The organism is Acinetobacter higginsii (assembly GCF_000369845.1).
Lineage (GTDB): Bacteria > Pseudomonadota > Gammaproteobacteria > Pseudomonadales > Moraxellaceae > Acinetobacter > Acinetobacter higginsii.
Genome location: NZ_KB850217.1, coordinates 86098 through 107559, shown reverse-complemented (window position 1 = coordinate 107559; position 21462 = coordinate 86098). Strand labels below are relative to the sequence as shown.

Below are 21462 nucleotides of genomic sequence, written 5' to 3'. Positions count from 1 at the left end.
TGATGAAAGCAGTTGTCCATTTTAATCGTTTGTTTGTTGCTTCTGAGAAATTTAATAAATGTTTCTTAGAAGAATTTTCATTGGGTTTAAATCTTATAGGGGGAAGAAATACGGCTGGGAAAAGTACATTATTACAGAGTTTATTATATGTAATAGGTATTAATGATGTTAAACAAAATTTAGAAGAAATTTTAGAGTATGATCCAATATTTAGACTGGACTTTACTATTAATAATAAAGAATATAAAGTTGTTAGAGATAATCTAAGTATTTATTTTGAAGATTATAATGGGAAAATTTCATCATTTAATGGAATTAACTCTGACAATGGGATTGCACATGTAAAGTTAAAGGAGTTTATTAGTTCGCTACTAAATTTTAATTTAATGGTAGAACAAAAAGGGGAAATAAAAAAAGCATCTTTAGAATGTGCTTATTTACCATACTATGTATCTCAATCTGTTGGTTGGGTATATTTAAGAGAGTCATTTTCAAATCTTGGGTTTTATAAAGGGTTTAAAGAAAATTATTTGGATTATTATCTTGGTATTAATAATAATTTCAATAAAGAAGAATATATTAAATTGGTCGAACTTGTTAAAGAATTGGGTTATGAAATAAAAACTTTGCAAAAATTTACTAAAAAACCAGAGTTTATTTTCTTTTCATTTATGGATGAAGAGTTTGGTGAGGATGCAAAAGAATACTTGGAAAATTATGTTAAGGATATTGATGATTTACAGGAAGAGAGAAATAATTATATAAAATATAGTAATAAACTAGCTTTGTTAAAAAATCAGTATAAAATTTTAATAAAAACAAAAAATAATTTAAAAAGACAGAGATATAATGATCTCGATCATTGCCCAGCTTGTACACAAGTACTTTCATACTCTCTAGAAGGATTGTATAGTTACTATCAGAAGATAAATGATACTAATGAACTGGAAGAGAAGATAAAAGATGAACTTAAAAAAGCTTATTCTTCTGTTAATAACACAAAGAAGAGGCTTAATGAAAAAGAAAATACTATTAATGAAAATTATAAAGCTTTAGGGGATAAATTTCATGGTGAAATATCATTTAATAGTTGGGTGAAAGGAAAAGCTAACTTTCAATTTCATCGACAAATAGAATTAGACTTATATAAAAAAATTAATGAGAAAGAAGAATATAATTTAAAATTAAAGGATATGGCTACTGACGAGAAAGTCATCCAAAATCGTATTGGAAAGGAAAAAGAGTTCGCAAAGATATTCAAAAAGTATCTTAGTGATTTGAAAATTAATAGTTTAAACCAAAATCGTTATCTTGACTTGTATAAAATAAACTCATTCCCCTATCAAGGTGTTGAGTTACATAAAACAGTTATGGCATATCATTTTGCATTCAATAAAGTTATAGGGGAAACAAAGAATATTCATAGACTGCCTTTCTTATTAGATGGGATTTTGAAAGAAGATATAGATCAAACAAGTTTAAATGATATTTTCTCTTTTATTAGTAAAAATTTACCTTTAGATACCCAGACTTTTATTTCGATTGCAGAACATGTGAAAGAAGAAAATATTGTTAATAGTCCATTAAAAGCAGTTAATTTGAAAATATTAAATTTTCAATTTTTTAAAGGTAAAGCAAAGAATATTTATATTGGTAACGGAACTGAGCAAAGAGCTTTTTTGAAAAATGATCTAAATAAATATAGATATTTATTTAATGATACATTAAGAATTATTGCTGAAGCTTAGTTCTTTTGAAAAATAATTAGTTTTTATAAAAATTCTAAACTCATAAAAAAAGCCCAACATCCTGTTGGGCTTTTTCGTATTTGGTAGCTAGATAGGACTCCTGTCGTATCTCAATATCTGATGTTTGAACCTATTATTATTTTATGTTCTGTAATTCCAGCTCCTATAGGACCTCATCTTAGAGGGGAAAAGATGAAGACAGCCAACCCGCAAAATCCTAAAATTGTATAGAGAAAATATCTAAATTTCATTCTTCACCTTTCCGCCATCACCACTCGTCGGAAAGGTCAATAAATAATCAAAACTATCACGCTATAGTATATGTACCATTTCTAAAATCTATGGAGAGCAAAGATGGTAACTGCTGGCGAAAAACCTGGAACAGGCTTCTATTTTTGTGTTCAATGCGGACACCGCACCTATTTAGAAATTGGTACTGATCGTTTACCTCCGTGTACCAAATGCCTTGGCAATCAATTCAACAGTAAGAATGCCTAAGCCGCAAAATACCAAACAGTTACCCACTGTTTGAATAAAAGCCCTATCCCTTGATAGGGCTTTTTGTTACCTTAAAAATAAGATTTAAATAACAAGACCTGTCATAGGCATAGAAAGGTAATCCGTGATGGAAACAATTTTAGGACTCTGTATTGGCGTAGGCCTCAGCGCAGCCTGTGGTTTTCGTGTCTTTGTTCCGCTATTGGCGATGAGTATTGCTACCCTCATGGGATGGTATCAACCTGCTCAAGGTTTTGAATGGTTGGCACTTCCTTCGGTGTGTATGGCACTGGGTTTTGCCACGATTTGTGAAATTGCAGCTTACTATGTGCCGTGGGTGGATAACCTATTAGATACCATTGCCACACCTGCGGCTGTGGTGGCAGGTACACTGACCACTATGGCAGTGAGTAGTGGTGAAATGTCCCAGTTTGCCACTTGGGCAGCGGCACTGATTGTCGGTGGTGGAACAGCAGGCGTGGTACAAATGAGTACCGTAGCAGCACGGGGTGTTTCGACGGCAACCACAGGTGGACTGGGTAATTTTGTGATCTCGACAGGTGAGTTGATTGGCTCGGTCGTATTATCGATTCTGGCCTTTATCATGCCTGTGGTGATTACAGTCTTGGTGATTATTCTTATTATTGTTGCCGCACGTTGGATTCATGCAAAACACCAAGAGAAACTGAGCCATTCCATATAAATGCAATAATTCTGATAACAACCCGAATGATGAAATAAACAGATGATAAAGACTCGACTCATTGCCGCATTATTAGCATTCTCAAGCCTATCTGCACTGCCGCAAGTCAGCTTTGCCCAAGAGCAACCATCAGCGGAAGAACTGAAACTGCGTAAAGATAAAGTCACCTATCAAGCCTATATCCCTGCAAAATATCAACTCTTTAAAGCCATTGAAGGCGATCTGAATAAAGATGGCTTGAAGGATGTGGTGCTGATAGTCAAAGCCACCGATCCCAAAGCCTTGGTTGAACATGAATATTATGGACATTTAGACCGCAACCGCCGTGGTGCGATTGTATTACTCAATGAAAAAGGCAAATACAAAGCTGTTGTGAGTAACCTCAGCTGTTTTAGCTCGGAAAATGAAGATGGTGGTGTCTATTTCCCGCCTGAGTTATGGATGGAAATCAAAAATAACCTACTCAGGATTTATTATTCACATGGACGTTATGGTTACTGGAGTTACTTATTTCGCTTGGAAGGCAATGATCTACGCCTGATTGGTTATGATGATTCAAGCAATCATGGACCGCTTATTCAAAGTGAAACCAGTATTAATTTTTTAACAGGCAAAAAAGTTGTTCGTGACAATTTAAGCCAAGACCCTGAAGAAAATCCAAGGTTTAAAGAAACATGGAGCAAAATCAATCAGGCGCCCATCTATCTATCCAAAGTGAAAGACTTTGATGATTTAAGTTTTTAAAGACTGGCGATTATTTGGATGATTGTTGCCACCTGTTGGATTCGTACAAAGCACCGAGCGTTGAGGGAAGTATTTTAAGTTTTGCATCATAAAAGGCGCTTAAAATAATAACGATAAAATGGAGGGAAACAGTCATGAATACTTTCCAACTCACACAATTTTTTCTTTACATGACGATCTTGAATTATATCGTCTTAATCATTTGGTTCTTGGCCTTTATCTTTGCAAAAGATTCAATCAAGCGACTGCATGGGCGCTGGTTTAGTCTCTCCGAGCAACAGTTTGATACGATTCATTATGGTGGCATGGCGATCTATAAAATCGGTATCTTATTATTCGGTCTCGCGCCTTATCTTGCTTTAAAGCTGCTCTAAAATATGAGCTTTTCGGCTTAAGCTTACAAAAGCATCATGGGCAACTCGATGCCGCAGGATAAAATTTAATAACAATAACCAGATAAATGAATAAATCTCAGAAAGAGAGGGTAGGACATGAATGGGAAAACAGAGTGTCAAAACTGTATTGTTTGTAAAAAAAGCTTTTCTATTAAAAGTTTGATCCCACTTGGAACGCTGCGTCGGGTCATTACAGAAGAAATTGAGCAGGATTTTCCAGAATGGGGGCCACAGGATTATATTTGTCTACCCGATTTAACCAAGTATCGAATGCAATATGTACATTCACTGTTAAATTCAGAGCAAGGTGAGGTTTCAAATCTAGAGAATGATGTGTTACAGAGTATGCAACATCATGATTTAATTAATAAGAATATAGAAAGTAAATTTGATCAAGATTGGACCTTGGGCGAACGGCTGGCAGATAAAATCGCATCATTTGGTGGCAGTTGGACATTCCTGATTTGTTTTGCCGCTTTTCTGGCGATTTGGATTTTGGTCAATACCGTGGTTATGGTGAAACATCCTGCGGACCCTTATCCCTTTATTCTATTGAATCTGATTTTATCTTGTTTGGCTGCAGTACAAGCCCCGATTATTATGATGAGCCAAAACCGTCAGGAAGCTAAAGACCGTTTACGCTCAGAAAATGACTATAAGGTGAATCTCAAAGCAGAGCTGGAAATCCATAACTTACATGAGAAAATGGATCATTTGCTGATGCATCAATGGGATAGATTGGCAAAAATTCAGGAAATACAGCTCGACCTACTGACTGAAATGAGCAAGAAGAAACAATAGATGATGGATTGAATGAACACAGGCTAGTGTTGCAATTGCTTGTGAAAAATATGCAGTAGAACTTAAGATTTGAAGATGACCATCGAAAAAATAAGCAGAACAGCGTAAATTAGCGGCATTTATAATATTGCGTTCAAGCTTATGATGATCACTTGGATTCTGTTCACCCTCATGGCTGCATTCATGCAGGCTTGGCGCAATGCATTTCAAAAACAACTCAGTACGAGCGTGGATGTTTATGGCACCACACTGGCTCGCTTTATCTTTTCACCGATCTTTGCCTTTAGCTATTTAGCCTTTCTCTATTGGCATCAACCTGTCACAGCCCCTGTGCATTTTTCCGATAAATTCTGGTTGTATATCATGATTGCAGGTATTAGCCAGATCTATGCCACTGCTTTGATGGTCAAACTGTTTCAGCAAAAGAACTATGCCATTGGGGTGGGACTTGCCAAAAGTGAAGCCATCTTGGCGGCCTTGGTCGGTGTGCTGTTCTTACAGGAACATCTCAGTACATGGGGCTGGGTTGGGGTCGTGATTGGAGGACTTGCAGTATTCTTACTCAGTAAAGGCAAGCAACAGTCTGATCTGTCTTTCAAAACCTTGATGATTGGACTCGGGAGTGGCCTGTGTTTTGCCATCACTTCTTTGTTGGTGCGTGAAGCCAGTTTAGAACTGAGCATGTTGCCATTTTTGCATCGTGCTGCATGGGTGCTGTGTAGTCTGATCAGCTTTCAATGTATCGTACTGTTGATCTATCTCGGATTTTTTAGCCGACCGACCCTGTATAAGATGTGGCAACGGGTTGGCTTAACCTTAAGAGTGAGTATTTGTAGCTTTTTGGCGTCCGTTGGTTGGTTTAGTGCCATGAGTATGCAAACCGTGGCAATTGTCAAAACACTGGGTCAGGTCGAAATTCTATTTAGTCTATTAATCTCAGCCTTCTTTTTTAAGGAAAAACTCGCCAAAACTGATCATTTAGGCCTGTGGCTGGTGATTGTGGCAGCGATTATGGTGATTTGGGCTTAGATGAGAAGCTATATTTGAAAAAATACACATGTAAATTTGAATTTATCGGAATATAAATCGTAGTTTTTTATTGGATGTGGGAAATATTTTAACTTTTAGAATAGAGTATGCAAAATTATTTCATTGATTGCTAAAAATAGCAGTTTTTAGGAAAACAATCCCACCGTGATCTGCCTAAACTATGTCTCAAGGGTGTGAAAGGGATCGAAAAGAGTAGCATGCACCGACGCTTATAAAGCAAGTGTGTACGAACCCAAAAGGTCTCGATTCGGCTTAGGACGCTATAGATCAAAAGTTTATAGGCAAAGGTTATGGCTTACAAAGTCATAGGTGTTGAAGTAAACAACCTCTGTTTTCCCTTGATACCCTAAAAAATTTAATTGAAGAGAACATTAATAATTCGATCAAAATAATAAAAACTAGATCAATAAAACTAAAACTGAGTGTGAAACTAATCCTGTAATCTGAATATTGTGAATATAAGTCGATATTTTTATATTAAAAAACAAAATGATATAATAATTTTTATATTAATAAATCAAAAAATCACAGCTATAGGTCAGCACTATAATGAACGAGTTCGAGCTTAAAATCCGCTATCCACATCAAATGAATCACAATGACATCGATCATGTCGGTCGCTTTGATTTGGCAACGATTTTAACCAAGTTTGACGAGATGACTTGGCGTCAGCAACTGGTTCGTCAATTACAACTCAATGGTGCTGATACCAGTTTTATTGTCAGCGATCATCGGACAGAACAGACCATTTCCATTACCCTTGATGCCTATGCCAAGTCACAGCAGCTTGAATTCAAACTGGACAGTGATATTCCCGTCATTATTCCTAAAAAAGATTTGTTTGGCTTGGTCACGCGTAAAAGCAAAGACAGCATTTCGTTTAAACAATTGAGCTTGGCGCGTGTCAAAGATTATCTGATTGCTTTTTTAAATCGGGACATTGCCACATTAGAAGAGATCTATAAACAAGGCTTGGGCAAGGGGCTGAAAACACCGTCTTGATCGTAACAGTGATGAGGAAAATCAGCGGTTGCGAAAGCTGTTGGTGCAACTATAATCACTCCCCATCCTGTACCTGATTCAATTTGTTCTGTTGCCATGGCTCTAAACGACAATTTTATTTATACACCGCCACAAGATCCTTTAGAGATCGTCTATGAAGATGATGATTTACTGGTGATCAATAAGCCTGCTGGGCTATTGTCGGTCATGGGGCGGTTACCTGAACATCAGGACAGTGCCTATTTACGGGTTTTGGAAAAATACCCTGCTGCCAAAGTCACGCATCGTCTGGATATGGCAACTTCGGGCTTACTCATGTTTGCCAAACACCGTGATGCAGAAGTGGCAATCAGTAAAATGTTTCAGGCGCGTACCGTCAAAAAATACTATGTGGCTTTGGTACAGGGACAGATTCAAAGCGAGGGCAGTGTGGAAGTACCGCTCATTACTGATTGGGAAAACCGTCCGCGTCAGATGGTGCATTTTGAATTGGGTAAGTCTGCCAAAACCTTATTTCAATGCATGGCATATGATGCTGAAACTGATCAAAGCCGTGTCCGTTTAGAGCCGGTCACGGGTCGTTCACACCAACTGCGTGTACATATGATGCACATTGGTCATCCGATTATGGGCGATAAACTTTATCATCCTGAACCTGCCAAGTTCCATTTACAACGGATGGCGCTGCATGCGGCTTATCTGGCATTCAAACATCCTTTAAAAATGCATGCAGTCGAAATCCATTCTGAGCTAAAGTTCTAAACACTACAATAAATAGGCAAGCGCATGTATTCGATTCAATATACTGAATGGGCAGCACTTTCAGAGATACAGCAAAGTCAATTAAAGGCACTTTTATTAGAGGCCGATCCAAGTTGGCAGCAGGTCTTAACCTATTTATTGCAGTCGAATCTGTTCGTCATGTTGAATGATCAGGCACAAATCATTGCGCAACTTTGTTTACTCAGAACGGCTGATCAAGCTGAAATTAAAAATCTAGCCGTAGATTCACGCTATCAAAAACAGGGGCTTGCTAAAGCTTTGATTCAATTTGCCATTGAAAATACAAGAGATCAAAATATCCAAACATTATGGGTCAAAACGGGCAACTCCAGTTTAGATCAACTGGCGCTTTATCAAAAATGTGGATTTCGTCTGTCGCATATTGAGCGAGATGTTTTTAGAGACTATCCAGAACCCATCTTTGAAAATGGTATAGCTTGCCTTGATCAGATCGTACTGAGCATCGTATTACGTTGAGACACGGGAGTCTCAGGACGTTTACTTTGATCGTTTTTTGACTACAATATTGCTATTAATCCGTCTAAAAAATGACATAAAAATCGGTTAATCTATAGCCAAATATCAAGTCCAAAACACAACAAAGGATATTTATATGACTCGCGACTATGACCAATTCCCAGACAATGATAATGGCAACGTGCTATGGCAGATGGTTGAAGATGGTAATGAACTCAACGAGCCACATGAAGTCGAATTTTCGATTGTTTTTGAAAAACAAGAACAGGTTGAAAAATGTGCCTTGCATCTTTTACACCAAGAACAAAAAATTTCACTTTTTCAGGAAGAAGTACATTCAGATGGTTCAGATCTTTGGGTGCTGAACATTCATGTCAACATGATTTTGGAATATGAAGATATTGAAGACTTGGAAGAATGGATGACCAAGATCGCCAAAGAGTTCAATGGCGAGTATGATGGTTGGGGTTGTATGAGCTATATTTACGACGAAGACGAGTAACTTAATTATGTGAATTGTTATTGAAATAACAATTCACTACACTATTTTTGCCCACCTTGCACATTGGGGTGGTTGACTTTCGATTTATAACTTTTTGAAAGATAGGTATTTTAGTTATCTCTGTGATCTACTAATCTCTTCTGCTTTAATCCGTGCCGTAATTTGACATTTTTTTAATAGAAGAACTTTCTCGTATTCATAAATTATGGAACATTTTGAAACTTTAACTTTTCGAAAAAATAATTTAAGCTTCGCTGGAAAATAAGGCTAGTGCAAAGAATAAGCACTTACAGGGGGTCGGATGGATGAGCAAACATCCAGTTTAAAAGGATTACCACGGTTAAAACCCCGTGGCGGACTGCAAGTCATGTATGCGGCAGTTCGTGCACTTTTTTTACGCGAGTTGCAAACCCGTTTTGGTCAGTTTCGCCTTGGTTATTTATGGATTCTACTTGAACCCGCACTACATATTGGTGTTTTACTCCTTCTATTTGGTCGAATTAGCCATACCATACCAGGGATGGAGTTTGAGGTTTTTCTAGTCAATGGGATTATCCCATTTTTCTTATTTAGAACCACCGTTATACAATCATTAAGTGCAGTACAAGCCAATAAAGGGCTATTTAGTTATAAGCCCGTAAAGCCCATTGACACACTGATTGCACGATGTTTTCTTGAGTTGTTTTTATATTTTGTAGCGTACTTATTTTTTAGCGCTATTTTATTGTGGTTTGGTTTTACTATAAGTTTTGAGGCAATTCCAACACTATTGGGTTATTGGGTATTGTTAAGTTTATTCAGTTTTGGTCTAGGATTGATTTTTATGGTTGTTGGTGATATTTCCCAAGAGCTGAATAAATTTATTCCAATGCTATTTTTCATTCTGTATTTCCTATCAGCAGTAATCTATACCATTCATTTAGTTCCTGTTGAGTATCAAGAATATTTGCTATGGAATCCAATTATTCATCTCTTGGAGTTGATGCGCCATACAGTTGCACCGAATTATCCGTTGGTTCAAGGTATTTCTTTAACCTATGTATTGGAATGGATTATCGGTTCTTTATTTCTGGGTTTACTGCTCTATAAGCGTTTTGAACAGCGTATGGTAAAAACAAAATGATTGAGCTACGCAATCTAACAAAATCCTATGTGACACCGAAGGGGCGTCATTATGTATTTAAAGATTTAAATGTCACTTTACCTGAAAACAAAAGTGTAGCGATCTTAGGCAAAAATGGCGCGGGTAAAAGTACCCTGCTTAGAATTATTGGTGGTATCGATTTCGCTGACAGTGGCAAAGTCGTGACCAATAAGACTATTTCTTGGCCTGTGGCATTATCGGGTGGCTTTCAAGGCAGTTTAACCGCACGTCAAAATGTTCGTTTTGTCGCTCGACTTTATCTAAGCAATGAAGATGAAGTGAACCAGATTATTGATTTTGTTGAATCCTTTGCCGAAATTGGTAAATACTTTGATATGCCGATTAAAAGCTATTCATCTGGTATGCGTTCAAGAATTGGTTTTGGGATGAGTATGGCGTTTAATTTTGATTATTATCTACTTGATGAAGCTGGAGCGGTAGGTGATGCCAATTTTAGAAAGAAGAGCCAAGCTCTGTTGGATGAGTTAAAACAGAAATCCAATATTATTATGGTCTCGCACGATCTCAATGATTTAACCCGCAATTGCGATGTGGCTTTTTTAATGCGGAACGGGCAAGCAGAATTTTTTGAAAATATTGCAGAGGCAATAGAGGTTTATAAAGCGTATGCGGTCAATAACAAATAAAGGTTTAGTGATTAGCTATATTGCAATTGTGATGTTGCCACTATTGCTCATCATTATATATCTCTGTTTTTTTGCTCAAGAGCGCTTCGTATCTCAATCGACGCTGTTAGTTAAACAGGTGGGTGAGGTATCAAACGTATCAGCCACGAATGGGTTGAGTACTTTGCTTGGTGTTAGTAATACCAGTAATGAGGATGCACATATCTTAACAGCTTATATTTCTTCGAGAAATATGGTTGAAAGCTTAGATAAGAAAATCAACTTGCGTAAAGCCTTTATTGCTAAAAATGATCCAGTTTTCGGTTTAGACTCTGATGCTTCAGTTGAAGATTTAGTCAAGTATTTTAATCAACGAGTGCAAGTCTCTTTGGATGAGAAAACCATGATGATGACCATCGCATCACAAGGTTTTAGTTCAGAATTTGCTTTGCGTCTTAACCAGGAAATTCTAAAAAATAGTGAAAGTTTTATTAATGATCTTTCGCAGCAGATTGCTGAAGAGCAACTTAAGTTTGCTGAAAAACAGTTAAATGAGGCGAAAGAACAATTAGATGCTTCGCGTGATACTTTGCTGGATTATCAAAATAAAAATCAGATGTTTGACCCACAGGCGCAAGCTCAAGCAGTTGCAACAGTGGTTGCCAGCCTAGAGTCGAATTTGGCGCAGTTACGTACTGAAGAACGAACATCATTAAGTTATTTAAATGAAACCGCACCTCAGGTGGTAGCAATCCGTAGTCAGATTGAATCGGTACAGAAGCAAATCACCGATGAGAAAGCCAAACTCACCTCACCAAATACCAGTAAGCTGAATAAAAGTGTAGCGGATTTTGAGGCCTTAAAAGCCAATGTCGACTTTGCAACGGATCTCTATAAGCTTTCATTGGCATCGCTTGAAAAAGCCCGTTTGGAAGCGTCTCGCAAACTGAAAAAATTAGTTGTTATATCTACCCCAGAGTTAGCACAAGACGCACTTTATCCACGTACGCTTTATCTGATTGCAACCTATTTTTTAGTTTTAAATATTTTATTTGGTATCACGATGTTGATTTACTCGATTATCCGTGAGCATAAGGAGTAAACACAATGAAAAAAATATTATTGACCAGTATGCTTGCATTGTCTTCTTTTTATAGTTTTGCGGCAGATACACAGTCTCTTTTACCACAAGATTTAGCAAGTAATGTTTTACAAACAAATAATGATGTGGTCGATAATACGATTTTACCAAGTCAATCGGTGGTTGGGCTTTCTCCAAGTAGCGCACAAAAATACCCAACAGCAACCAAAATGTTTGGTGAACAGCTATTTAAAGGTGCTTTTGCCAGTACTGCAGGTTCGACCTTTAATGATAGCTATGTGCTGAACCCTGGCGATAATATTAATTTACGCCTCTGGGGTGCTTACCAGTTTGCGGGTACTTTAACTGTGGACCCGCAAGGCAATATTTTTATTCCCAATGTCGGACCTGTCAAAGTCGCGGGTACCACCAATGGTCGACTACAGTCTTTGATTGAAGGCTATGTTCGTAAAACCTATGTCGCTAATGTAGGGGTCTATGCAGCCTTGGTTCAGTCGCAACCCGTGAAAGTCATGGTTACGGGCTTCGTGAATCAACCGGGTGCTTATGGTGGTGTCGCCAATGACAGTGTACTGGCATATCTGGACCGTGCCGGTGGAGTTGACGCACAACGTGGTAGCTATGTCGATATCCGCATTATGCGTAATGGGCAGCTCAAGCAATACGTCAATCTCTATGACTTTTTAATTGCAGGCAAACTACAGCCTTATAGCTTCCGTGATGGCGATGTGATTGTGGTAGCGCCGCGTAGCCATACCTTCTCGGTGTCAGGTGAAGTATTTAATGCCTATGACTTTGAATTTAACGTTCCTGAAGTCACAGTTGCTCAGGCATTATCAGTAGCAAAACTGAAACCAGGCGCGACCAATGTCAGTATTATGCGCCGTCAGGGTACAGAGTATCGCAGTGAATACTATCCACTCTCTGCTGCCAATAATGTGGTGATTGAAGATGGGGATATTTTAACTGTTACGGCTGATCGTTTTGCAGGCACTATTCAGGTACGGATTGAAGGGGCACATAATGGCGCCCATGCGGTGGTACTACCTTATGGTTCTAAACTGTCAGAAGTGATGAAGCAGATTCAGCCGAATACCCTATCAGAGGTGGATGCCTTACAGCTTTTCCGTCCATCGGTTGCTAAGCGACAAAAGGAAATGTTAAACGTTTCTTTAGATAAACTTGAAGAAGCAACACTTTCTGTACGCTCAACCACGCAGGAAGAGGCTAATCTACGCGTAAAAGATGCCGAGTTGGTCAAACAGTTTATTGCCAAAGCACGTACGATTCAGCCTAAAGGCCAAGTGGTCTTGAATCCTAAAGATTTTGATGACGTGATTTTGGAAAATGGCGATATTTTAAATATTCCAGAAAAAACCTCAGTGGTTATGATCCACGGTGAAGTGACTTTCCCGAATGGGGTGGTATGGCAACCGAATATGACTGCGGCATCGTATATTGATCAGGTCGGTGGTTTTACCCAGAAATCGAATAAATCAAAATTGGTGGTGATTCATCAAAATGGTGAGTCTGAACTGGTGAGTAAGCGTTATAAGATTCAACAGGGGGATGAAATTTTAGTCCTTCCTAAAGTACAGACCAAAGTTGTGGAATTAACGCGTGGGATTACTCAAGTATTGTTCCAAATTGCGGTTGCAGCCAAGGTGGCATTGGATTTATAGGGATAATTTGATTGTTGCATGTATAGACATAATTCTCTGATGCATAAATGAGTCAGGGTTAAAACAAACATGTTGATAGAATATGGTGTTGAAACAATAATTTTCTAATAAATTATTGAATAATTTGGTGAAAGTATGAAAGTGTTAGTTGTGTTTGGAACAAGACCTGAGGCGATTAAAATGGCGCCTTTGGTAAAACTATTAAGTGCAGATCCATTTTTTGAAACAAAAGTCTGTATCACAGCTCAGCATCGACAAATGCTGGATTCCGTTTTATCTGTATTTGATATCCAACCTGACTATGATCTTAATATCATGAAAGCAGGCCAAAGCTTAACTGAACTGAATGCCAGAATGATGTTGGCGTTGGAAGAAGTCTTGGTGGATTGTAAACCAGACTTAGTCTTGGTACATGGTGATACCTCTACTACACTCAGCACAGCAATGGCAGCTTTCTATCAAAAGATTGATGTGGGTCATGTTGAAGCAGGCTTGCGTACTTATGATATTTACTCGCCATGGCCAGAAGAAGCCAATCGTCAATTGACTAGTGTGATTGCGAAATGGCATTTCTGTCCAACAGAGACCTCTGCCAACCATTTACTCCAAGAACATATCGACAAAAGCAAAATCTGTATTACCGGTAATACCGTAATTGATGCGCTCTTTTATGTGAAAGATCAGCTTAATAATAATGAAGCGTTACAGCAGGAAATGCGTGCGCATTTTCATATGCTGGATCTCGATAAAAAACGAGTTTTGATTACTGGCCACCGTCGTGAAAACTTTGGTGAGGGTTTTGAGAATATCTGTAAAGCGATTAAGGCACTTGCGGAAAGCTATCCAGAGGTCGAATTTGTATACCCTGTACATATGAACCCGAATGTGATGCAACCTGTTTATCAATATCTTGATGGTGTTGAAAATATTAAATTGATTGAACCGCAAGAATATGTCCAGTTTATTTGGTTAATGCAACATAGCCATATCATTTTAACTGACTCTGGTGGTATCCAAGAAGAAGCACCATCTTTGGGTATTCCTGTTTTGGTGATGCGTGATACCACAGAGCGCCAAGAGGCTGTGGAAGCTGGCACGGTAAAACTGGTGGGCACTTCAAAAGAATTAATTATTCAGCAGACCTCTGCGTTATTAGATGACCAAGAACTGCATCAGCAAATGAGTCTTGCGCATAATCCTTATGGCGATGGACTATCATGTAAAAGAATTATTGAGCATTTAAAGCAATTTGCTTAATCGCAAATCGTTAATGAATAGTAGAAGCATATTTTAAATATTGTAGAGAATCTCCATGTCAGAGTTAAAAATTTCAGTTAGTGGTTTGGGTTATATTGGTTTGCCAACAGCAACCATGTTTGCAAATGCTGGGGCACAAGTGATTGGGCTTGATGTTAATCAATATGCGATTGATACCATCAATGAAGGTAAGATTCATATTGTGGAGCCTGGTTTAGAAGAAATCGTAAAAAAAGTAGTGTCTTCTGGTCATTTACGAGCTTCTCTTCAAGCAGAAAAAGCAGATGCATTCTTGATTGCGGTACCGACACCATTTAAAGGTGAAGATTACACACCAGACCTTTCGTATATCGAAGCTGCAGTAAATACCATTGCACCTGTATTAGAGCAAGGCAATATCATCATTTTAGAGTCAACTTCGCCAGTCGGAGCGACAGAACAGATGGTCGAGTGGTTATCTGTCCTACGTCCTGATTTGAAATTTGCAAAGCATGAAACAGATACTGAAGTGGATGTACATATTGCGTACTGTCCTGAACGTGTCCTGCCTGGTCATGTGATTCGTGAATTGGTTGAAAACAACCGTACCATTGGTGGTGTGACAGCAGCATGTACCCAAAAAGCAAAAGATGTTTATCGTATCTTTGTTAAAGGTGAGTTGTTAGAGACCAATGCACGTACTGCAGAAATGACTAAGCTGACAGAAAATGCTTTCCGTGATGTCAATATTGCTTTTGCCAATGAGCTTTCTTTAATCTGTGACAGTCTCGATATTGATGTATGGGAGTTAATTAAACTGGCCAACCATCATCCACGAGTCAATATCTTAAGACCAGGTGCGGGTGTCGGTGGACACTGTATCGCTGTAGATCCATGGTTTATTGTCAACAAAACGCCTGAGTTGGCAAAAATGGTGCGTTCAGCGCGTGAAGTGAATGATTACAAACCAAAATGGGTTATTCAGCAAATTGAAAATGAGATTGAAAAACTCGGCGCTTTAGGACGTAAACCAAAAGTGGCTTTATTAGGTCTAGCTTTTAAACCTGATATTGACGATTTACGTGAAAGCCCAGCGGTCGAAATTGCGAAAGAATTTGGTTTGAAGCATGACGTAGAGCTATTTTTGGTTGAACCGAATATTCATAAATTACCAGCTGAAATCACAAATGGTCGTTTAGTTGACTTAGATGAAGCTTTAGAGCAAGCAGATGTGCGTGCAGTTTTAGTGAAGCATACCGAGTTTATTCAGCTGCCAGCTGATTCTGTGATGAGCTTCGTGGGATAATTAGGTAAAATAATGAAAGAACTAAAATCGGTCAATGAAATTGAAAACTATATTCATGATTTAGAGAAAAAGGTTTTTCAATTACAGAATACTCATGCTTTCCGTGTTGGAATGGCGATTATGAAATTCTATGATAGACCTAATTCTATAAAAATTTTAGAGTTGAATAAGTTTATAAAAGAACTTCTAGCTGCGACAAAAAAAGCTAATGTGAAAAATACCTTGCTTAATGAAAGTAGAGTAATACTCAAACAGGAAGTAGCAATTAATCATTCCCCAGTTAGAGTAAATAATGAAGAACCAAGTCCTCAGTTTTATTTTTTACCAATTTTAAAAGATAGAAAGCAGGTCTTAACGTTTAGTAATGAGCTAGCAAAACAAAATGGTTGGACATTGCTTACTCCTAATAATTTTAGAGAGTTATTACTCTATGGTAATTTTGATGAGATAGAGTTAAATCTATCTCACATAATTGATAATCCATTGTGGAGCTACTTTGGAACTTATGATGATATTCCTAAAACAAATCAATTTTTAGACTTATTGTTGAAAAATAATAGAATTAATAAGGTGCTAGTTCATAAAAATGATTTGGCTCTGTTTCCTATTATTTTAGATAGATTGTCTTTGTTTAATAATGTGTTGTTTGATGAGAGTGTTTAAGAATGATTGTAAATAAGAAAAATGTTGCTATATTTGGTGATATATCAACAAATGGTATAGATGGCTCATCTATCTGGTTACAATCAATATCATCAATTTTTCCTAAAGATAAATTCAATGTCTATTTGATTTTAAGAGATAAAATTAATTCTCGTATTCTGTTGGATGAAATCCCTCATGTAAATATTATTGATCTTTTTAATAATCCTTATATAAATAAGGGTAATGAGAATCCATGTTCTAGTTATGAACTGTTTACTATTTTAAATGGATTAGACAAAAAAATTCATTTAGATCATATTATATTGAGAGCACCACGATATTTAAAGGAATTAGTAAGTAAGGCTGAAAATCCATCTTATAAGAAAATCTTATCCAAAGTTGATACATATTTTGCTAAGTTAAATATTTATGAAGATGATTACGAGCAAGATATCATAAAAAAAGCACTGCCTTATATTTCTCGAGTGATATTGCAAACTGAAGAAATGCGGTCATACTTCGATTACAAATATCCAGATTTTATAGGAAAGGTTATTGTTTTAAATCCAATTGTTCCAGATTTTAAAAAGTCAATGGTGAAAACAATACAGAAGAAAATTAAAAATCCTATATTAATATATGCGGGAAAATTAGATAAACAGTATTATGTAGAAGATTTTTTAGATTTACTATTGATTGATGGATTTAATAAATATCAACTTATGTATGTTGGTTCTAAGATCAATTCATCAAAACTTGATAAAAGTTTTGTAGGAAGAATTAAGGATAAGTTATTAAATTCAGAAACTTGCTCAAATTTTACTTGGATCAAACAATTAGATCGTAAAGGTACTATTCAAAAAGTATCTCAAGCTTCATTTATGCTTTCTTTAAGACAAGATGTTTATGATACAAGTAATGAGATTTCAACCAAGCTTTTAGAAGCAATGTCCGTTGGTACATTACCTTTATTAAAGAAAACTGCTGCAAATATTAGACTAGTTGGAAATGATTATCCAGGGTTTGTTAATACAATAGAAGAAATTCCTACTGTAGTTGATAGTTTTGTAAACTACCCTAAACTTTATGTTTATTGGTCGAAAAAATTGCAGGAAGTTGCTAAAGAGTATAGTTTTTCTAATACTTATAAAGTGCGATTGGCTCCTTTTTACGAGCAGGAAAAATTAATCGTTAGACCTATTTTGAAAGAAAAACAGAAAGTATTGATTGCATCTCATGATAATAAGTTCTTTACTAGAATCATCGATGAAATACTAAAAGATAATAACCTAGAAGTTAGATTTGATAATTGGAATACTACACTTCGTCATGATGCAAAAAAATCAAAAGAGTTATTGGAATGGGCTGATATTATTTTATGTGAATGGGCTGTAGGAGCAGCTGTTTATTATAGCCAAAATAAATTATCTCATCAGAAGTTATTAGTTCGCTTACATCGTTTTGAAATCACGACTAGTCAACCAGATTTAATAAAATTTGATAATGTAGACAAAATGATAGTTGTAAGTGATTATATAAAAGATCACTGCATAAAAAATTATGGATGGTTAGAAGAAAAAATATCTACTATTCCTCAATATGCAGATATAGATTTGTTTGACAGACCGAAAGCAAAATCATATCAATATACTTTAGGTTTATTGGGTATGGTTCCAACTTTAAAAAGATTGGATCGTGCTTTAGATACTTTAGAATATTTACGTAATTTAGATTCTAGATATACACTGCGTATAAAGTCTAAACAACCATGGGATATTCCTTTCGTATGGGTTAAAGAAGATGAGAAAAAATATTTCATAGAACAATATCAACGAATTGAGAATAGCCCTATTTTAAAAGGTGGAGTTATTTTTGATGATTATGGAGCTGATGTTGCAGCTTGGTTCCGAAAAATTGGTTGGATGCTTTCGACTAGTGATATTGAAGGTTGCCATACTGCTGTTGCAGAAGGAATGGCATCAGGTGCCAAACCAGTAATTTTTGATTGGCCCGGTGCAGAAGATGTTTATAGAGAAGCACCTATTTTTAATGATGTAAAATTGGCAGCTGAATATATATTTAATAATGATGTTTTTTCTGAAGCTGAAATTAATAAAGTAAAAAAATATGCAAAAGATAATTTTGATTTAAATATTACAATTAAAGCATATTTAGACTTTATATATGCGAGCGTGAGGTAAAATATGGAAAAGATCTATTTAGTTACTGGTGCTGCTGGCTTTATTGGCTCTCATATTTGTGAAGAGTTGTTAAAAGAACCTTCAAATATTGTAATTGGTGTTGATAACTTTTATTCAGGAAAGCAATCTAATATCGATTTATTGAAAGATATATCAAGTAAATTTATCTTCTATAAAACTGATATTTGTAATCATGAAGAGATATGTCAAATCTTTAAGAAGCATGATGTCCAATATGTTTTTCATGAAGCAGCTATAGCATCTGTCCAAACATCAATAGAAAACCCATTGCTCACGAATGAGGTTAATATTAAAGGTTCTCTAAGTATTCTTGAAGCTTCAAGAAAAAATGCTGTAAAGCGTTTCTTGTTTGCAAGTAGTGCGGCTATTTACGGGGATGAACCAGCATTACCTAAAGATGAAAAATCTATTACTAGACCTATCTCACCTTATGGTCTAGAGAAGTTTGTCACAGAACAATATATGAAGCTTTATGCTTCACAATATGGATTAGAATGTATTGCATTAAGATATTTTAATGTTTATGGACCTCGGCAAGATCCCCATAGTGAGTATAGTGGAGTAATTTCTATATTTGATAATCGTATTAGACAAAAACTTCCAATAACGATTTATGGTGATGGTGAACAATACCGTGATTTCATCTATGTTAAAGATGTAGCTAAAGCTAATATAAAATTGATGGATTATAATCTAAATGACAATAACTTCTTAGTGGTTTGTACTGGGTCTGGTAAGAGTACTACTATTAACCGATTAGTAGAGGTCATAAAAAATAGATATGATTCAAATGATATTCAACCTAGTTACAAAGAATCGCGCATGGGAGATATAAAGAAATCTGTTTCAAATAATAATCTCTTAAGTTCTATTATTGGGGAAGATTTTCAAGAAATTGAGAATTGTATTAAGCTTCTTTAAGGGTAGAAAAATGAGTTTTGAGTTTGAGAAAGTTACATTTACAGAGCCGAACTTTACAGTACACGTAAAGAAAAATTTTGGCTCAGATTTTGCATTTTATATCTTATCTGGAAATAAAAGGATTGCTGCAAAATCCTATACTAAGAAAACTTATTCCGAATTAGAGGTAAAACTTGAAAAGAATAAAGTTTATTGTTTAAAGTTATTCAATAGGCCTGAATGTGAAAATACTGTTTTAGAAAGTGATAAAGTAATCATTAAAAGATTTTTTTATTTAGACAAGTATGGGCGTGTATTTGTTGTTAATGAAGAAGTTTTACATGAAGAGGAAAGATTAAAGATCACAGAATTTAATCAAGAGTCAAACATAACATTTGTAACATTTAATTCTGCGCAAACAGATAAAACGACTTCTCCTTTTGGAGCTGAATTTATTTTGTCTAATGGTTGGAATCTAATTGCATTACACAAGCATGATAAAAACCAGTATCAGGATTTAAGCTTAGAACTATTTGAAAAAGTAATTAAAGATAAAACTATTGGGAAAAAAGTTTTTGTATATGGGACCAGTTTAGGAGGATATTGTGCCTGCTATTTCGGTGGTATTTTAGATGCAACTATCATTGCTGGCGCTCCAATGTTACCAGTTCATCCGATTATGAGCCATCCAGATTATCAGGATGTCGAATATAAACATGTTCCGATCAGTAATGTACCTAAAACATCAAAACCAGTTTTTATTATTTATGATCCATTAGAATCTGGAGATATAAGGTTTATGAAAGAAACGATATTAACGGCCTATCCATTACCATATTTCATACCAGTTAAAGGTGGTTCCCATCTTGTTATGCAGACTTTGTTAATTAATGGTTTATTAAAAGCTACAGTTTTGGATTTAATGAATTATAACTATATAGATGTCATAAATCGAATAATGAATCATAAAGAGTGGGTTAAAATTTAATCTTTCTTTAAGATATGATGTATATTTTTATAGAACAGTCTAAAGAATTTGTTAAATATACCCTATGGTCTTAGGAAGTAAAGTATATGATTTTTAAAAGATTTGTTCTATTTCTAATCGCATGTCAATTTTCACAAGCATATGCTTTAGAGATATTAAATGCAGATGGTTGCTCGGAAAAAATTGGTAATGGAGGAAATTATATCTCTGAAAGTAATGGGCGGCTTTCAGGAAAGTGTCAAGGTAATGCTATTGCTCCAAAATTAGACGGAGATGCTGTCGTTTTTGCAGTGCCAGCTGAAAAACCCCTAGTTGGAAAATTCAGTAATACAAGAAAAGCTATGATGAACTCTGCGTCGGTTGCTGATAATAAACAAGTCAATGATAGGGTTGAATTAACATTTGCAAATCCTAAGATTAAGTTTGGAAAAGCTTATGAGATTAATTTTAAGCTAAAAGTTTTTCCAGATTCGGATATAACGAATGAGTCTTTTTATTTATTACAAATATGGCAAGCTCCTCAATATTCACCAATTTTTGGATTGAGAATGAAAAGAGGGAGTAGTGACCATGCTGCATTTATGATCAGGAATCCTCAAAATAGTATTGCTGGAAAGAATTTAGTGAATGTTAAACTTAGTCCGCAATGGAAAAAGTTTAAAGTAAATTTTCAGATTAGTTCGGATATGCAAGGGAAAATTATAATTTTTGAAAATAATAAGGAAGTTTTGAATTGGACAGGAGCTATGGGTTATCCAGAAAATAGTAACGCTGAGCCTAATTTTAGGTTAAAGTTTGGTGTATATAAATATCAGGAACCATCAAAAAATTTCCGTATTGCTTATAAGGATATAAACTTTAAGGAAATAACTAGTTCATTTGATTGATTTATTACCATTAATGAAATA

The 21462-nt window shown here is 36.0% G+C and carries 22 protein-coding genes; all 22 read left to right on the top strand.

Going from position 1 to position 21462, the window contains the following annotated elements; translation table 11 throughout:
- Positions 1-2 precede the first annotated feature (2 nt).
- Positions 3-1748: a hypothetical protein gene (locus F885_RS06035; RefSeq protein ID WP_005319886.1), complete on the top strand. Its 1746-nt coding sequence runs from the start codon at positions 3-5 to the stop codon at positions 1746-1748.
- A gap of 354 nt (positions 1749-2102) precedes the next feature.
- Positions 2103-2246 carry a zinc ribbon-containing protein gene (locus tag F885_RS20755; protein WP_004637424.1) on the top strand — a complete coding sequence of 48 codons (144 nt, stop codon included), beginning with the start codon at positions 2103-2105 and terminating at the stop codon, positions 2244-2246.
- Between the two features lie 127 nt (positions 2247-2373).
- On the top strand, positions 2374-2949 hold the full coding sequence (locus F885_RS06040) for a DUF4126 domain-containing protein (RefSeq protein WP_005319881.1): 576 nt from the start codon (positions 2374-2376) through the stop codon (positions 2947-2949).
- Positions 2950-2991: 42 nt separating this feature from the next.
- A complete protein-coding gene (locus tag F885_RS06045; RefSeq protein ID WP_005319878.1) occupies positions 2992-3693 on the top strand; it encodes a hypothetical protein in 702 nt (233 codons plus the stop codon).
- A gap of 134 nt (positions 3694-3827) precedes the next feature.
- Complete coding sequence (locus tag F885_RS06050; RefSeq protein WP_005319875.1) at positions 3828-4067, top strand: DUF6868 family protein; 240 nt, start codon at positions 3828-3830, stop codon at positions 4065-4067.
- A 117-nt stretch (positions 4068-4184) separates the two neighbouring features.
- A complete protein-coding gene (locus F885_RS06055; protein ID WP_004801847.1) occupies positions 4185-4889 on the top strand; it encodes a DUF1003 domain-containing protein in 705 nt (234 codons plus the stop codon).
- Between the two features lie 141 nt (positions 4890-5030).
- Complete coding sequence (locus tag F885_RS06060; RefSeq protein ID WP_005319872.1) at positions 5031-5918, top strand: DMT family transporter; 888 nt, start codon at positions 5031-5033, stop codon at positions 5916-5918.
- Positions 5919-6488: 570 nt separating this feature from the next.
- Complete coding sequence (locus F885_RS06065; RefSeq protein WP_005200864.1) at positions 6489-6941, top strand: hypothetical protein; 453 nt, start codon at positions 6489-6491, stop codon at positions 6939-6941.
- A gap of 96 nt (positions 6942-7037) precedes the next feature.
- Complete coding sequence (locus tag F885_RS06070) at positions 7038-7703, top strand: pseudouridine synthase (RefSeq protein ID WP_005319869.1); 666 nt, start codon at positions 7038-7040, stop codon at positions 7701-7703.
- Positions 7704-7727: 24 nt separating this feature from the next.
- Complete coding sequence (locus F885_RS06075) at positions 7728-8201, top strand: GNAT family N-acetyltransferase (protein WP_005319866.1); 474 nt, start codon at positions 7728-7730, stop codon at positions 8199-8201.
- A gap of 136 nt (positions 8202-8337) precedes the next feature.
- A complete protein-coding gene (locus tag F885_RS06080; RefSeq protein WP_004801857.1) occupies positions 8338-8703 on the top strand; it encodes a ribonuclease E inhibitor RraB in 366 nt (121 codons plus the stop codon).
- A gap of 301 nt (positions 8704-9004) precedes the next feature.
- Positions 9005-9826: an ABC transporter permease gene (locus tag F885_RS06085; RefSeq protein ID WP_005319861.1), complete on the top strand. Its 822-nt coding sequence runs from the start codon at positions 9005-9007 to the stop codon at positions 9824-9826.
- On the top strand, positions 9823-10494 hold the full coding sequence (locus F885_RS06090) for an ABC transporter ATP-binding protein (protein ID WP_005319858.1): 672 nt from the start codon (positions 9823-9825) through the stop codon (positions 10492-10494). The genes F885_RS06085 and F885_RS06090 overlap by 4 nt, the downstream gene beginning before the upstream one ends.
- The gene (locus F885_RS06095; protein WP_005319855.1) at positions 10475-11575 is read left to right on the top strand and encodes a KpsE/RkpR family capsule polysaccharide export protein; all 1101 of its coding nucleotides are present in this window, start codon (positions 10475-10477) and stop codon (positions 11573-11575) included. The genes F885_RS06090 and F885_RS06095 overlap by 20 nt, the downstream gene beginning before the upstream one ends.
- 5 nt (positions 11576-11580) lie before the next feature.
- Positions 11581-13257, top strand: a complete 1677-nt coding sequence (locus tag F885_RS06100; RefSeq protein WP_005319853.1) for a polysaccharide biosynthesis/export family protein — start codon at positions 11581-11583, stop codon at positions 13255-13257.
- Between the two features lie 135 nt (positions 13258-13392).
- Positions 13393-14514: a non-hydrolyzing UDP-N-acetylglucosamine 2-epimerase gene (gene wecB / locus F885_RS06105; protein WP_081401678.1), complete on the top strand. Its 1122-nt coding sequence runs from the start codon at positions 13393-13395 to the stop codon at positions 14512-14514.
- Between the two features lie 55 nt (positions 14515-14569).
- A complete protein-coding gene (gene wecC / locus F885_RS06110; protein ID WP_005319847.1) occupies positions 14570-15799 on the top strand; it encodes a UDP-N-acetyl-D-mannosamine dehydrogenase in 1230 nt (409 codons plus the stop codon).
- 12 nt (positions 15800-15811) lie between these two features.
- The gene (locus tag F885_RS06115) at positions 15812-16462 is read left to right on the top strand and encodes a hypothetical protein (protein ID WP_005319843.1); all 651 of its coding nucleotides are present in this window, start codon (positions 15812-15814) and stop codon (positions 16460-16462) included.
- Between the two features lie 2 nt (positions 16463-16464).
- Positions 16465-18645, top strand: coding sequence for a glycosyltransferase family protein (locus F885_RS20345; protein WP_005319840.1), 2181 nt, complete (start codon positions 16465-16467; stop codon positions 18643-18645).
- A 3-nt stretch (positions 18646-18648) separates the two neighbouring features.
- Positions 18649-19587: an SDR family NAD(P)-dependent oxidoreductase gene (locus F885_RS06120; protein ID WP_005319838.1), complete on the top strand. Its 939-nt coding sequence runs from the start codon at positions 18649-18651 to the stop codon at positions 19585-19587.
- 10 nt (positions 19588-19597) lie between these two features.
- Entirely contained in the window at positions 19598-20554 is a 957-nt protein-coding gene (locus tag F885_RS06125; RefSeq protein ID WP_005319835.1) for an alpha/beta hydrolase, read from the top strand.
- Positions 20555-20640: 86 nt separating this feature from the next.
- The gene (locus F885_RS06130) at positions 20641-21441 is read left to right on the top strand and encodes a heparin lyase I family protein (RefSeq protein WP_005319832.1); all 801 of its coding nucleotides are present in this window, start codon (positions 20641-20643) and stop codon (positions 21439-21441) included.
- Positions 21442-21462: the final 21 nt, after the last annotated feature.